Annotated in this window: 11 protein-coding genes and 3 pseudogenes; 7 read left to right on the forward strand and 7 right to left on the reverse strand. The window is 46.5% G+C overall.

The genetic code is table 11. The annotated features are described in order from the left end of the window. The 4 genes and pseudogenes from BMY60_RS13265 to BMY60_RS13280 form a co-directional block, all read right to left on the reverse strand. Positions 1-197: pseudogene (locus BMY60_RS13265) on the reverse strand (transposase); the annotation flags it as partial. A 141-nt stretch (positions 198-338) separates the two neighbouring features. Next, the gene (locus BMY60_RS13270; protein WP_256250847.1) at positions 339-1,121 is read right to left on the reverse strand and encodes a DNA-3-methyladenine glycosylase family protein; all 783 of its coding nucleotides are present in this window, start codon (positions 1,119-1,121) and stop codon (positions 339-341) included. 116 nt (positions 1,122-1,237) lie between these two features. Beyond that, a complete protein-coding gene (ada, locus tag BMY60_RS13275) occupies positions 1,238-2,311 on the reverse strand; it encodes a bifunctional DNA-binding transcriptional regulator/O6-methylguanine-DNA methyltransferase Ada (RefSeq protein WP_090334285.1) in 1,074 nt (357 codons plus the stop codon). A 537-nt stretch (positions 2,312-2,848) separates the two neighbouring features. Beyond that, complete coding sequence (locus BMY60_RS13280; RefSeq protein WP_090334287.1) at positions 2,849-5,311, reverse strand: DEAD/DEAH box helicase; 2,463 nt, start codon at positions 5,309-5,311, stop codon at positions 2,849-2,851. A 256-nt stretch (positions 5,312-5,567) separates the two neighbouring features. Between BMY60_RS13280 and BMY60_RS16750 the strand changes: the two are divergent. Together BMY60_RS16750 and BMY60_RS13290 are read left to right on the forward strand one after the other, a co-directional pair. After that, positions 5,568-5,708 (forward strand): annotated as a pseudogene (locus tag BMY60_RS16750) (transposase); the annotation flags it as partial. Next, positions 5,677-6,105 carry a transposase gene (locus BMY60_RS13290; protein ID WP_090334290.1) on the forward strand — a complete coding sequence of 143 codons (429 nt, stop codon included), beginning with the start codon at positions 5,677-5,679 and terminating at the stop codon, positions 6,103-6,105. The pseudogene BMY60_RS16750 and the gene BMY60_RS13290, both read left to right, overlap by 32 nt. 197 nt (positions 6,106-6,302) lie before the next feature. Here the strand turns inward: BMY60_RS13290 and BMY60_RS15845 are convergent, their stop codons facing one another. Then, positions 6,303-6,467, reverse strand: coding sequence for a hypothetical protein (locus BMY60_RS15845; RefSeq protein ID WP_177166683.1), 165 nt, complete (start codon positions 6,465-6,467; stop codon positions 6,303-6,305). A 705-nt stretch (positions 6,468-7,172) separates the two neighbouring features. On the opposite strand from BMY60_RS15845, the gene BMY60_RS13295 reads away from it, so the two are divergent. The 5 genes from BMY60_RS13295 to BMY60_RS13315 all read left to right on the forward strand — a co-directional run bounded on the left by BMY60_RS13295 (position 7,173) and on the right by BMY60_RS13315 (position 12,200). Further along, a complete protein-coding gene (locus tag BMY60_RS13295; protein WP_090334291.1) occupies positions 7,173-8,939 on the forward strand; it encodes an alginate export family protein in 1,767 nt (588 codons plus the stop codon). Between the two features lie 384 nt (positions 8,940-9,323). Further along, positions 9,324-9,755: a glycine zipper family protein gene (locus tag BMY60_RS13300; protein WP_090334293.1), complete on the forward strand. Its 432-nt coding sequence runs from the start codon at positions 9,324-9,326 to the stop codon at positions 9,753-9,755. Between the two features lie 404 nt (positions 9,756-10,159). Continuing rightward, on the forward strand, positions 10,160-11,392 hold the full coding sequence (locus tag BMY60_RS13305) for a bifunctional alpha/beta hydrolase/OsmC family protein (RefSeq protein ID WP_090334294.1): 1,233 nt from the start codon (positions 10,160-10,162) through the stop codon (positions 11,390-11,392). 5 nt (positions 11,393-11,397) lie between these two features. Continuing rightward, positions 11,398-11,802, forward strand: a complete 405-nt coding sequence (locus BMY60_RS13310; protein ID WP_090334296.1) for an RNA-binding S4 domain-containing protein — start codon at positions 11,398-11,400, stop codon at positions 11,800-11,802. 92 nt (positions 11,803-11,894) lie between these two features. After that, positions 11,895-12,200: a transposase gene (locus tag BMY60_RS13315; protein ID WP_090334297.1), complete on the forward strand. Its 306-nt coding sequence runs from the start codon at positions 11,895-11,897 to the stop codon at positions 12,198-12,200. 415 nt (positions 12,201-12,615) lie between these two features. Here BMY60_RS13315 and BMY60_RS13320 read toward each other — a convergent pair whose 3' ends face one another. Further along, on the reverse strand, positions 12,616-13,584 hold the full coding sequence (locus BMY60_RS13320) for a calcium/sodium antiporter (protein ID WP_090334299.1): 969 nt from the start codon (positions 13,582-13,584) through the stop codon (positions 12,616-12,618). A gap of 393 nt (positions 13,585-13,977) precedes the next feature. Beyond that, positions 13,978-14,112, reverse strand: a pseudogene (locus BMY60_RS13325) (IS630 family transposase); the annotation flags it as partial.

A 14,112-nucleotide genomic window follows, 5' to 3' on the forward strand; every position in this document is an offset into this window, starting at 1 on the left:
ACCAGGTAAATTGCCCAAAACCACTTGGTTAGTGGCAGATTGGTTGAATGAAACAAGGTGCCTGCCGTTAATGAGGTTTGTTTGTGGCATTGACTGCATTCCCAATAGCCACGCGTCTTAATACTGTAACCACCATCGTGACCACAGCACGGGCAGTGAAAACCTTCCGGCCAGCGTCACTCTATTAATGCCTGCACGCAGCCTTCTTCTGTACCGTACTGTTTTTACCAATCTATCAGAGTCATTTCTTGGCCTTTCATTGTCGTTCCTTTATCTCATTGATATTAACAATATGGCCATGATAGAGCTTCTAAGTTTTTAATCTCATGCATGTCTTTTCACTCCGTAATGGAAGTTAAAAGCCACAAATGAGCAGCCACTAGCGCTCGCCACGGCGAAAAATTTTCCAGCCATCGTCGGGTCTGATCTTCATTTGGCGGTTCGACATAGCTCATTAATATCTGTAAGCCTCTACGGACTGCGGAATCGCCATGCAACGAACTATTCAGACAACCATAGCCGCGTAATGACACATAATTGACAGTCCAAGGGCCTATACCACGAATCTTCAATAATTGCTGAGAGATTTGTTTCACCGGCGGTTCTTTTTGATGGTTGTGCAATTCCAAATCACCTGAAACAATTAACTGGCTTACAGTTAGCAAAGTTTGTGCTTTGTTTTGAGAAAACCCTATTTGACGCAAGTCAATGATGCGTAAATTCGCTATATGTAATGCATCCGGGTAGCAATATAAACCACCGGAATGCTGAAGTCCGGCTAACTGAATTAATTTACGGCGCAATGAAATGGCGGCGGCAACACTAATGTGTTGCCCGGTGATTGCCCAACTTAAGGCTTCAAATGCTGATGCTGCGATAGGCACTCTTAATCCAGTTTGTCTGTTGATTAAATTAGCAAGCTGAGGATGTTGACTGACACTTCCTTCAAATCTATCAATGGGCTGATTTAATCCAAGCATCCGAACAGCCAATTCGGGTAATTTGTCCGTGTTAATTGAAATCGATGGATAATCGATATTCAGCCTTACTTCAGCACACTGGGATAAAAATTGAATTGTCAAGCAGGCAGGCGAGCCTTGCCATATAATTCCTTTCTGCAAGCGATCAACAGTTACGGTTTCGGCTATTCCCTGAGCATCACGTGCATGAAAAGACAGGATATCGGTTGTTCGGTACTTGGCAGGTAGTGGCAATGTGCACGAAATTAGACAAGTATTCATGATTGCTGCTCCCGCAGCAATAATTTAGCTTTGCGTTCTACACCCCAGCGATAGCCGGACAAATTTCCATCGGTACGTACTACGCGATGACAAGGGATCGCTACTGCCAACGTGTTAGCCGCACATGCGCCAGCTACGGCGCGTACAGCTTTGGGCGCACCGATGCGCTGGGCAATGTCCGTATAGCTGACTTTTTCACCTGCCGGAATTTGCCTTAGAGCCTGCCAGACCCTTTGTTGAAACGCGGTGCCTCTCATGTCAAGTGGTAAGTCCAGGCCAATGGCCGGCGCTTCGACGAAACCAATCACTTTGGCAATCCACTGTTCAAACTCACTATCTCCGCCAATGAATTCTGCTTGAGGGAAGCGATCTTGTAATTCTCGCGCCAGGAGATCTGGATCGTCACCCAATGCAATGGCGCAGATTCCAATGTCACTGGCTGCTGCCAAAATAGAACCGAGCGAGCATTCACCCAAGGCAAAACGAATTCGGCTATCGGGACCGCCAGAACGATAGTCGGACGGCGTCATACCTAATAACTGCGGAGATTTCTCATAGAAACGACTGCTGGAATTGTAACCGGCATCATAGATAGCAGTGGTAACAGATTTATTTTTTGTTAATTGTTTTCGAACCCGGTGATTACGCTGGGCCGTTGCATAGGCTTTGGGCGTTAACCCGGTGATAACTCTAAAAATTCTGTGGAAATAAAAAGGACTAAGTCCAGCAATAGCCGCTAATTCGCTGAGACTGGGCTCGCATTCCGCTGTTTCCAGCAATCGGCAGATTTCTGTAACTTTCTTAATATGCTGCTCACGCAAGGAAGGTTGACCGGGCTTGCAGCGTTTGCAAGGACGAAAACCAGCTAATTCTGCTTCTTCTCGGTTGAGATGAAATCGTACGTTTTCTCGTTTGGCCGCGCGTGTCGGGCAAGATGGCCTGCAATAGACACCCGTAGATTTAACTGAGTAATAAAAGTGGCCATCGGCGGTATGATCTCGGTCAAGTACAGCCTGCCACCGGGATTCATCATCCGCTTCAAAATAATCTGCGTTGATCAGCTTCGGCATATTAGTCTCCTTTTGTATGTTATCTACAGGCTAATTTAACAAACTACAGTTACTAAACACTCCGAGTCTTGCTTTCAAAATCGAATAAGCTTTTTTACTAAAAAATAAGATATTATGCTCATTGAGCCTCTTGTAAAATTATCACGCGCTAACCGCAAAAAGTTCGGCATTTTCCTATAAGGCCGTTTTTTTTTGATCGATAGTTCTGATTTTGTGTCGTTATGGGGTTTATCATCATTTTTTCCAAAATCTGGGTATACCTATCCCATCAATTGTTAAGATTGAAGACTAAAAGCGGGACAAAGCATAATGGATCTGATTCTTCTGATAACCAGGGGAATAACGAGCTTTGTATATTTCGCCAGGTTTGTGATAAAGTCTCATGCAGTCTTTCATTTGTTGATCTTTTTCGAGTTTTTGACAATTCAGCTTTATCACTTATGGACAGGCTGCTTTCATTTTTTTGGCCGTTCGGGCCAGTAATTCCACTTATTTATTGAGTTTTGCAAGTTTCTCTCCCTGCAACAACTGAGTAACTTACTTACGCAGCATTTCCGCCAACGCGGCAAAGGTATCTGCCAGTTGCCGCGTGGTTTCAGGTGGAGGAACGGGAATCTTCAAATGACTGTTTCCGGTTTGTTCATCACGTTCAATCCAGGGGTGCACAGGGACATCAGGGTTATGCGCTGATGCCAAAGCAGCAACAAACTGCCCACCAATTTGAGCAATTGCCTGCCAAGGATCAGTAGCAGTCGATGCTGTTGCCGTTGTCTTTGACGCTTGACTTGAGTTGGCTGGAGCAGCCGCCTCGCTGCAGCCTTCTTCTTTTGATTCGTAAAATGCTCCTTGTTGTGCCGATGATTGTTCAGCTTGATCTAGCGGATCGCTGTCCCTCATACTGGTTGTCACATTTTCCACATCCTGCATAAAGCGTTTCAAACGTGATCCACCCAACGAAATTTCAGCATTGCCTCCATCCAAAATACCTGCCGATAACGAACGTTTGAATGACAACAATGACAGCATGCTTTCTTCTATCGAACCTTTGGCAACAAAATTAACTACCTGTACTTTATCCGGTTGCCCCATACGGTGAATACGAGCAATACGCTGCTCCAATAATGCCGGATTCCACGGTAAGTCCATATTAACCAGTGTGTTGGCAAACTGCAGGTTCAGTCCGATTGCGCCAGCATCTGTTGACAAAAATACTTTGCAATCAGCATCTTCCTTAAACTGTCGAATCAGCTTGGGACGCTTCTCGGATGCAATGCCACCATGAAAACTGATATAGCCGGTACCGCGTTCCTTGAGACGACGAATCAAAATATCTTGCATGCGCGCCCACTGACTGAACACCACTACCTTGTTTTGTGGGTGCTCGAACAAATCGTCAAACAGCATCATCAGTTCATCGGCTTTAGTGCCATGATCAGTTTCCTGATCTAATAAATAGGTGCTGTTACACGACATACGCATATTCTGCAGCGCACAAGTCAATCGACGCTGGTCGGTCTCAGACAAATATTTATTACGGCTCCAACGCGCCACAATACGAGCAACAACTTCAGCATTTTCCTGATGCCACTGTTGTTGCTGTGCGGTCATAGGCAGAAGAATATTCTGATCCGACCGCTCAGGCAATTGTAATAAAACATCAGATTTCAGTCGGCGTATCATCACTGGCGACAATGTTTTGCCAATTTTGTCCAAGCCAACATAGCCTGTGACCTTGCCGGTTTCATCTTTTTGTTGGTGTTCATGCAACAATTTCCAAGTCGGCCCCAGTCGATATTGATCGACAAACTGCACCAGCGAAATCAGCTCTTCCAGCTTGTTTTCCAGTGGTGTGCCGGTTAGCACCACTGCATAGGGACTGTTAATTCGCTTGAGTGCGCGCGAGGCAATGGTGTTCCAATTTTTTATCCGCTGTGCTTCATCAACGATCACCAGTTCAGGCGCCCAGTCCTCTATCAAATCCAGATCGGCATGTAGCTTCTCATAATTGGTGATTTTGCAAAAATCATCCTGCTGATACTGTTTGCGACGTTTGGCCGGATTGCCACTGATTACCAACGACTCACGCCCGGCAAAGCGTTTATTCTCGCTCTGCCATTGATACTTCAACGAAGTCGGACATACCACCAGCACTTTGCTGACGTCAAAATAACGTGCCAGTATTTCCGTAACCGCAATTGCCTGTATGGTTTTCCCAAGCCCCATTTCATCACCGATCAAGGCTCTTCCGGCCCGCACCGCAAATAAAACACCTTCTTTCTGATACGGATACAGCGGCACTTTCAGTAATTTCTTCCATTGCGGATCTTCTGCCCCCAATGGAAAGGCCTGGTTTAATAACTGCAGCCGTTTCTCGGTATCTCGCAAACCGGCGACATGATCCAGCGCATCATCATAAGCACGAAGTTCATGGGCACATTTAGCCGCTGCCTTAATAAATTTATCCAACTCTCCATAGCGTTGTACCGCCAAACACCAACCTGCATCTTCATCAAACAGCTTACGCGCCTTGTCCAGCAGTTTTTCCGGGCAATCGATCCCGGGACGAAAATGCACCGTTCGTCCGTTATCGTAACGAAGATACAGCTCAGAAAAAACTGGCTGGTAACCACGTGCAAATACCGTTTTAAAACCGCGTATTTTCTCCAGTTTGGCAAGCACAAATTCGATATGTTTACAGGTACCCAGTTCATTAGTAGCATAATCCGGACAGGCACAAAAATTATCACCCGGCCGCGAGCCGCGAATCGCGACCCGATAACTGCGGTTTGAGACCGGATTAACAACCTTGAAATCAGTAAAAAATTTTTCTGTTCCCTGATTAACCAGATCAAATTGCTGTGTCCGGCCAAACTGACGCCGCAGCCCTCGCTGCCATTCCACTACCGTAAAATTATCCGGCGCACTCGAACGCGACAACTTGAGTTCGGCCTTGGTTTTACGTTGTAATTTTCTCGTGGTTTTGCGGGTATTGGCTGCCATATTTTTCCTTGTGATTGCAACAAAATGTTGATTTTAACAAAATGAATAGCAATCACGAATAAGGTTATCCAGATCCATAGCTAGCCCAATGGGACGGACTCCCACCTAATATTTTTGTCACTGTAATTTTTTATAGCACCGCTGAGCGAAACCCACGGCAAATTTGTTCTGCCGCGATTTTGCCGAATTTCAGGTCATTTTCAAATATGCTTCTGAACTATTTCCAGTTTAGAAGCCGTCTGGTCAAAAGCATGCCAAGCGAACTATTGTTAATGCCATTTTCTATCTGAATAAGACCGGAGTCCAGTGGCGACTGTTGCCCAGGGATTTCCGCCCTGGAAAACGGTTTACGATCACTATAGCCAATGGAATCGCGGTGGCGTTTGGGAAAAAGTGATCGATCAATTGAATCGGGAGCATCGAAAAAAAACGGCAAAAAAGCGACGCCGAGTTATGGCTTGATTGACTCGCAAAGCGTGAGAATCTCCGGTGCCAGTGAGGGACGCGGGTTTGACGGCGGCAAGAAAACCAAAGGGTGCAAACGCCATATTGTGGTGGATACGATGGGAAATCCTGTTCAGGTAATTGTGCATGCTGCTAACGTGCATGATACCAGGGCCGGTTGCGATGTATTGAGGAGTACAGCCGAGAAATATCCGACGATTAAAGCATTTTCAGGAGACACCGGGTATCGCGGCACAGCTGTTGAATTTGTAGAGAATACGTTACAACTCAAGCTGCATATCTCCAAAAAATCAAAGACACCTTTGCTGTTCTGCCAGTGCGGTAGATAGTCGAGCGAGTCTTTGCATGGCTTGGGAATTTCAGACGCTTGTCCAAAGGTTCCGAAATTCTCGCCAATTCCGCTGAGAATATGGTCCGTATTGCCATGATTCAAATTACAATCGCTAAATGCGTTTGATTTTTAACCAGACAGGTTCTGTGAAAGAATTTCAGCTTTCACGCTATCCAAGATCTTATGAATGAAACCTCAGTCTTCATCCGACTCGTTTCCGCGCCAGTGCTTCAGCTGCAATATAAAGGCAGCCGGCACGTGAACCACACCGAATGAACTGATAAAGATAAGAGCTTGTTCCAATCCCTGATTTTCCGTGTATACAAAAGCCATTACCCAGCCGAAGGCAAGGCCTGCCACAATCAGGAAACCTCTTGTTATCCAGCGGGTGCTACGTGAGTGGGCACTTATGCGGTGGTGAGCCCATACTACAGCGAACAGGGCCGGAAGGCATACCAGAAACAGGAATAAGGTATTTATCATGGGAAAGTAGTTGCTAAATTAAATTAGTAGTAGCTGACAAGAAAAAGCATCCAGGGTTGGCGTAAAAACAAAACGGCTAAAGGCTGGTTGGAGCAATGATTACTTGCTAAAAATTATTGGTGCAATTTAAGCCCGATTGCCCTGTTGATGAAGATAACCGTAGTCATTTTCGGTTGATATCGATCTTCTCCATTAAGAAGCAATTTTAAGCGGCTCGTCCGTTGTATTTATACCACAAAAAACGCATATTTATTTAACTTAATAATATCAGCAATTTAGTTGTCGTGCACAGGTACATAGTGTCGATGTGAAATCGCTTGCATCGCCTGTGTTACAAAAGAATCAATTAATTCAAGTAGCTTTATAAGTCTTTCAGGTAAAATTGGCTGCGCAAACAATCAATTGGATTGTGATTGGTTTCAATCAAATCAATAAAAAGGCATGCGCGCCATTATTTCCGCAGGCGGAAAAAAATGTGTATCGCTGTAACATGCGTAACGCCAAATCAAAACAATTCAATTTCAATAATACAGCTTAGGCTGATGATCTTCAGATATGTGTAACAACAGGAGTTCTTTCTAAATGAATTCGCCTATCCGTTTAGCTTTATTAATGGTTTTTTCAGCCAGATCGAAGGCCAGCCTGATGGCAGGCTTTTCCAGGTGGTTGCTGGTGCTTGGTTTGTTTACTGCAGGTATGGGGGGGCTGGTTCATCAGGCACATGCAACCAATAGTCCGAGCGCTGGAACGGTTGTTGATACCGAACCCAGCTGGTCAAAGTCTGATTGGGCCAGGGTGCCGCCGGTCAGGCCCATGCCAAGGCCAGGCATGTTTGTCAAACCGCCTGCACGGGCGGGTTATGCGTCCATCATGGATTTGCTTGCGGACGTGCAGCCTGAATACTACTCTGATCCTGGAAGAGGGTATTACTCGCTATGGGACCAAGTGACCGGTAACATTCGCGCCACCAGACCGGTATCACCGTATCCGCCGTTTGCGCTAATGCCGACTTCTGCATACGATATCGATTTTCGGTATCTGGAAAATCCGGACCATGAAAAAGACATTTTCGATCCCGTCAAACGTATCCATATCGGCAATGACTGGTTACTCTCTTTCGGCGGCAGTTTTTGGTACCGCTACATGCATGAAACCGACAGCCGTTTGAACGCTGCTGGCAGAAATAATGATTATCACCTGATTCGTACGCGCTTTCACGCTGATTTGTGGTATCGGGACGATCTCCGGTTATTTGCTGAGTTTATTGACGCGCGTTCTTTCGACCCGGAACTGGCGCCACTCGGTATCGATAGAAACCACACGGATATTCTGAACTTATTTGCTGATTATAAAGTAGGTAATGTATATAACAGCCCGTTATATTTCCGTTTCGGACGCCAGGAACTGATTTTTGGTTCTCAGCGGTTGATTTCAACGCTGGACTGGGCCAATACCCGTAGAACATTTCAGGGTATTAAATCGTTCTGGCGTAACGAAAAATGGGATATTGACGCGTTCTGGGTGCGTCCGATGAAAACGGAAAAAGGCGAGTTCGATAACTGGGACAGAAGACGCGACTTTTTTGGTTTGTGGACTACTTACAAACATGACAAAGACCACTTGATCGATTTATATTTTCTGAGCCTGAATGACAATCGTCCCACCGGAGGTGTTTTCTTGGGAAGCACCGATATTGTGCAAAGCGTCGCGCCAGGCAGAACGACGATGCTTGGCGATTCCAATGTGCATACACTGGGAGGGCGTGTCGTAGGCGATTACAACCAGATTCTGTACGAAATTGAAGGTATGTACCAGTTCGGCCAATGGGCTAACCTGGATGTGTCTGCTTTTTCTGTGGCGACCGGTCTGGGCTACGATTTCCAGATGCCGCTGAATCCGGTTCTCTGGCTACGCTATGATTTTGCCTCTGGCGATGGCAATCCGCAGGACGGTAACGTGAATACCTTTAATCAGCTGTTTCCATTCGGGCATTACTATCTGGGCTATATCGATTTGATCGGCCGACAGAATATTCACGACTTTAATGCGCAGTTGACATTGCATCCAAAACGCTGGATGACTTTTCTTGCCCAGTACCATCGGTATTATCTGGCCAACAAGCGGGATTTTTTATATAACGCTGGCGGCGTGGCGCTGCTTGGCGATCCAACAGGACAATCCGGCAGCCATGTCGGCGATGGTATCGATTTTCTGGTGAATATTCATGTGGCACGGCATCATGACGTATTGGTGGGATACTCAAAATTATTCTCCGGTAATTTTATAGAGAATCAAAGGCCGGGTATTAATCCAGATCTTTTCTATGTCCAGTACAATTTCAGGTTTTAGAACCTAAGGAACCGCGAATAAATAAGTGTGGCAATTGGGCGCGTCTGGCGGGGTGCAATGCAAGACGAGAGGATGAGTCATACAAATTATGGCGACGACGAACAACGCCGCAGTGTGCCCGCCAGATGCGATCCAGGTGTTACAGTTATTTATGAACGACTCCTAAGTTAGTTACCATTTTAGAAAAGTAATACGGCAGTTTCTTTTGCAACGCACTGGGCTTTTTGTCAGGTCTGTGTAGAAGCTGCCGTTTGCGTTTCATTGCTGCTTATTTGCACCAAAATAATTTATACCTATTCAGTAAGCGCCTGGTACACAATTTTTCCTGCTGAACAGAGTCAAACTCTTTGTACTCACCAGGAAACAAAGGAGAGAAGTAATCCAATGAAAGCAATGAAGATGCTAACGACAGGGGCAGTAGTATTATGGCTGTCCGCATGTGCCGGTACGGGGCCGGTTTTGTATCCAAACGCGCACTATCAATCCGTGGGGGATGAAGTTGCCGAACAGGACATCGCATATTGCGAGCAACTGGCAGAATCGGCAGGTGCGCGCCAGGGTGGCGGCGCAGCCGGTAATGTAGCGGCTAACACGGCGATGGGCGCAGGTGTCGGCGCCGCAAGCGGTGCAGTGGGCGGTGCCATTACCGGTTCTGCAGGAACAGGCTCTCTGGTCGGGGCGGCCAGTGGCGCAGTGTGGGGCTTGCTTAGAAGCATCTTCTATGCAGCCAGACCGGCGCAGCCTAACCAGGCATATGCCAATTTCGTGAGCCGCTGTCTATCGGAAAAAGGTTATGAAGTAACCGGATGGCAATAATTTGGAGCAGACGCTGAATACTTTTGAGAACATGTTAAAAGAAAACCGTCGAATACCTCGAGTATTCGATAGGCAGGTTACCAGTGAATACAGTTGGATATGCAAAGCCAGAAATATTGCATCAATACGCAAGATTTTGGCCTGTAATTATTATGTTTATTGGTTTGTATGGAATTCTAACGAAAGTACAGTTTGAGTTTGTATCAACGGGTCCACTGACTGGTTTCTAACCTGCCCTGTCTTGAATTGAATGCACATGCTCTCTATGCCGCAGAATAACTGTGTCTGCGGTCGCGAGCGGGTTTAATCCAAAACAGTTCAGCGTTTAAATGCCAGTAACTGATGGAATATCCAGGCTGGCTGGAATATGCAAATAAATCTTTCCAATGAAGTAGAGGTGTGTTATGGCAAGTAAAAAAGCGGTTTTCCAGAACAAAAATAAAGAATCACTCTCGGGAATACTGGAAATACCAGATGAACAGATAAAGTGTTATGCAATTTTTGCACACTGTTTTACCTGTTCCAAAGACAGCCGGGCGGCAAGTTATATTGCACGCGCGCTCGCAAGGCAGGGAATTGCAGTATTAAGATTTGATTTTACGGGCTTAGGTAGTAGCGAAGGTGAATTCTCAAATACTAATTTTTCCTCAAATATTCAGGATCTAATTGCTGCAGCAGATTTTCTGAAAGAAAATTTTTCTGCACCCAGCTTATTGATAGGGCATAGCCTTGGAGGTGCTGCGGTATTAGCTGCAGCACAGCAATTGCAATCTGTTAAGGCGGTGATAACCATTGGAGCACCTGCGTCAGCGGGGCATGTTAATGGGTTATTTGTGGACGCGCATCAGAAAATTCTGGAAAACAATACAGCGCGTGTTCAACTGGGTGGGCGTGACTTTACGATAAAAAAACAGTTTGTCGAAGATCTGGAAAGTTATAACTCGCTGGAACATCTTCAACAGCTTAACAAAGCATTGCTAATATTTCATTCACCGCTCGATCAGGTAGTGTCGATTGATGAAGCGGCACGTATTTATGGGGCTGCCAGACATCCAAAGAGTTTTGTTTCACTCGATCGCGCTGATCATCTGTTAACCCGTTCACAAGATGCGCAATATGTTGCGACGGTGCTGTCAGCCTGGGCCAGTCATTATTTGGATGAGTCAAATATCAAAAATGCTGGTTCAGAGGAGTCTGAAACCACTGTAAAAGAAGGTACTGTAATCGTTAAAGAATGCAATAAAAAATTTACGCGCGAAATTATTACGACGAACCATCGTTTAATCAGTGATGAGCCTGTTCACATGGGCGGCGCGGATAAAGGTGCCAATCCTTATGAATTGCTACTGGCTGCACTGGGAAGCTGTACGTCAATGACACTACGAATGTACGCCAACCGTAAACAACTTGATGTGGGGGCCATTGAAGTCGAGCTATACCACAGCCGGGTGCATGTAGATGATTGCGCCGCGTGTGAAAAACAGGAAACGCTTGTTGATAAAATAACGCGCAGCATTAAGTTGACAGGCCAACTAGATGATCGGCAACGGAAACGCATGCTCGAAATCGCAAGTCTGTGCCCGGTTCATAAGACACTGGAAAATCAGATACTCATAGAAACCAGACCGGCTGATTAAATTGTATGCAAAAAGCAGGTAAAACGGACGCGCAAGAAAAATTCCGACTCGATAAATGGTTGTTCGCTGCCCGTTTTTTTAAGACGCGCTCCCTCGCAGCTGAGGCTATCGAGCGTGGCAAAATTCACTTAAACAGTGACCGGGTTAAGCCAGCGAAAGTGTTGGCGGCGGGAGATATGTTGACAATCCAGATCGGAAACTATAAGTATGAAATTGAAGTGCTGGCATTAAGTAATAAGCGAGGCTCGGCTGCAATTGCGCAGCAATTGTATCGCGAGACAGAAGAAAGTTGCAGGCAGCGTGAAATAATAGCTGAGCGCCTAAAGGCACAGCCCACACCCTTTTATACAAGGGGACGGCCAACAAAGCGCGATCGTCGCAGGATTATGCAGTTGAAAGATAATCAATAGCTGTGCTTTTGCGGGGATAATAAGAAGCCGTCTGATCAAAAACGCGTTATTTATCATAGAATACGGGTTTTAATATAAAGTTATTTATTAAGATGATGTATGACAGTGATGTTTCTGATGAGGAATGGGAGTTAATCAAACATTTTTTTGATCCGGCGGATAATCGAGGCGGCGCAGGTGCAAAGCATGCCAAGCGCACTATTGTCAACGCCATTTTCTATCTGAATAAGACCGGAGTACAGTGGCGGCTGTTACCCAGGGAGTTTCCCCCGTGGAAAACGGTTTACGATCACTATAGCCAATGGAACCGCCGTGGCGTTTGGGAAAAGGCGATGGATCAATTGAACCGGAAGTATCGAAAAAAAACGCCAAAAAAGCGACGCCGAACTACGGTTTGATTGACTCGCAAAGCGTGAAAACCTCCGGCGCCTGATTTTACAGCGGCAACCGTCATGCCTGATGGAAGTTTAAAAATGATTTGACCTTAAGCGGCTGTCGAGGCAAATATGTCGTAATTTTTTCTATCCGCTTGATTTTACATTTGCCTGCCCATTTTCCACCGATACAACACTTGAGTATTATACATACCGCATGATTTTTATCGGGCTTAACTGCGTCATCACTTTGGCACATTGATGTTGTTTAGGGTAGTGGGCGTCCATTCCATTATTCTTAGCTCCGCTATTGACAACCGTCAGAACCGGGTAATGATTTTGAGGTGATATGGCTAGGCTATCGGCCGAATGGCTGGTTAGCCCGGCTTTGATCCGTAACCTGAAGCCACCGGCCACCAACCGGTGGCGTGTTCACGCCCTAACCAAACGTTGTGGTGACCAGATAGGTGTTATAACCAATATAGCAGGTCAGCAGTAAAGTGCCTTCGATACGGTTGATGCGACCGGGTCCCCGGAATCCGTAGCCGATGACAAACAACGATAGCGTTAATGCGCCCATGACGGGAATGTCCCGGCTAAGCACGTCCGCTTCCACCATCATCGGATGAATCATGCCGGCGATGCCGACGACAGCCAGAGTGTTGAACAGGTTGGACCCGATGACATTGCCGAGCGCAATGTCGTGTTCCCCCTTGCGGGTGGCAATGATCGACGAGGCCAGTTCGGGCAGCGAGGTGCCGATCGCGACGATGGTCAGGCCGATGATCAGATCGCTGACACCAAAGCCCTGTGCGATGGCCACTGCCCCCCAGACCAGCATGCGGGAGCTGACGATCAGCAGCACCAGTCCAATGACCAGCCAGAAAAAAGCGCGACGGATGGGCATGGTCTGGGATTTCAGTTCCTGCTCGATCTCCGTGCCCAGTGCATCGGTTTTTTTTTGCAGGCTCTGCCAGATGGCCCAGGACATCAGCGCACCGAATACGCCGAGCAGCACGCCTGCGTCACCACGGGAAATCTCGCCGTTTTGAAGTTGCAAGGCGGCCAGCGCCGTTACAGCCGCAAGCACCGGAAGCTCCTTACGCAATACCTGAGATTGGACGACGATGGGACTGATCATTGCTGTAAGCCCCAGAATCAGCGCGATATTGGTGATGTTGGAACCATAAGCATTGCCGAGCGCGATACCCGGATTTCCCTGAACAGCGGCGTGCGCGGACACCACTATCTCGGGTGCGGAAGTGCCAAAACCGACAATCACCATGCCGATCAGCAGCGGCGGCATGCCGAAATAACGAGCGGTAATGGCAGCACCCTCAATAAAACGGTCGGCGCTCCAGGCGAGCAGTATCAAACCGGCTATAACGGCGAGAAAAGCTTCAGTCATAAAGTTTTTGAATTAAACAAGGAAAGCGGGTGGCTGCTGCTGGACTGTATGCTGGTAAAACAGCGTTAATTGAAAGACAGAAACAATAACACAGATAAACGTTGGTTTGCGTTTTTCAGGCGAGTCATTTACTACCACCAGACAGCGTTTAACTAAAATCCTCAGCTAATCGCTACAACTATGGCCAATCTTATGAAGTAAGACTAATATTTTTTTATACTCACCAAAAGGGTGGGCCACCTCAGCTTATAGCACACTGTTCTTCCTTTTTTGCTGCGTTGCGATTCGTTGCAATAACGCGTTATTACGCCTCATTGCGCCTTGCCAAAAAGGAAGAACAGTGCATTCTAAACATCATCCAACTGAATAGAGGATTCTAGTACATCGTCCACCTTAAAATGACGGATAAAGATGTTTTAATTTAATGCGGGCGTCTTCCGTCGTAAAGCGCCAGTTCATTTCACTGTTTTTCATGTTTCTTTGCTTTACCCATGCGTCTACTTCCTGAGTCAAATATTGCCTGTGCGC

This window comes from Nitrosomonas sp. Nm51, from assembly GCF_900111165.1.
Lineage (GTDB): Bacteria > Pseudomonadota > Gammaproteobacteria > Burkholderiales > Nitrosomonadaceae > Nitrosomonas.

Coding starts and splice junctions, on each gene's coding strand:
- BMY60_RS13280 (WP_090334287.1), bottom strand. CDS start 5,311: ATGGCAGCCAATACCCGCAAAACCACGAGAAAATTACAACGTAAAACC.
- BMY60_RS13295 (WP_090334291.1), top strand. CDS start 7,173: ATGAATTCGCCTATCCGTTTAGCTTTATTAATGGTTTTTTCAGCCAGA.
- ada (WP_090334285.1), bottom strand. CDS start 2,311: ATGCCGAAGCTGATCAACGCAGATTATTTTGAAGCGGATGATGAATCC.
- BMY60_RS13310 (WP_090334296.1), top strand. CDS start 11,398: ATGCAAAAAGCAGGTAAAACGGACGCGCAAGAAAAATTCCGACTCGAT.
- BMY60_RS13320 (WP_090334299.1), bottom strand. CDS start 13,584: ATGACTGAAGCTTTTCTCGCCGTTATAGCCGGTTTGATACTGCTCGCC.
- BMY60_RS13300 (WP_090334293.1), top strand. CDS start 9,324: ATGAAAGCAATGAAGATGCTAACGACAGGGGCAGTAGTATTATGGCTG.
- BMY60_RS13315 (WP_090334297.1), top strand. CDS start 11,895: ATGATGTATGACAGTGATGTTTCTGATGAGGAATGGGAGTTAATCAAA.
- BMY60_RS13305 (WP_090334294.1), top strand. CDS start 10,160: ATGGCAAGTAAAAAAGCGGTTTTCCAGAACAAAAATAAAGAATCACTC.
- BMY60_RS13290 (WP_090334290.1), top strand. CDS start 5,677: ATGGAATCGCGGTGGCGTTTGGGAAAAAGTGATCGATCAATTGAATCG.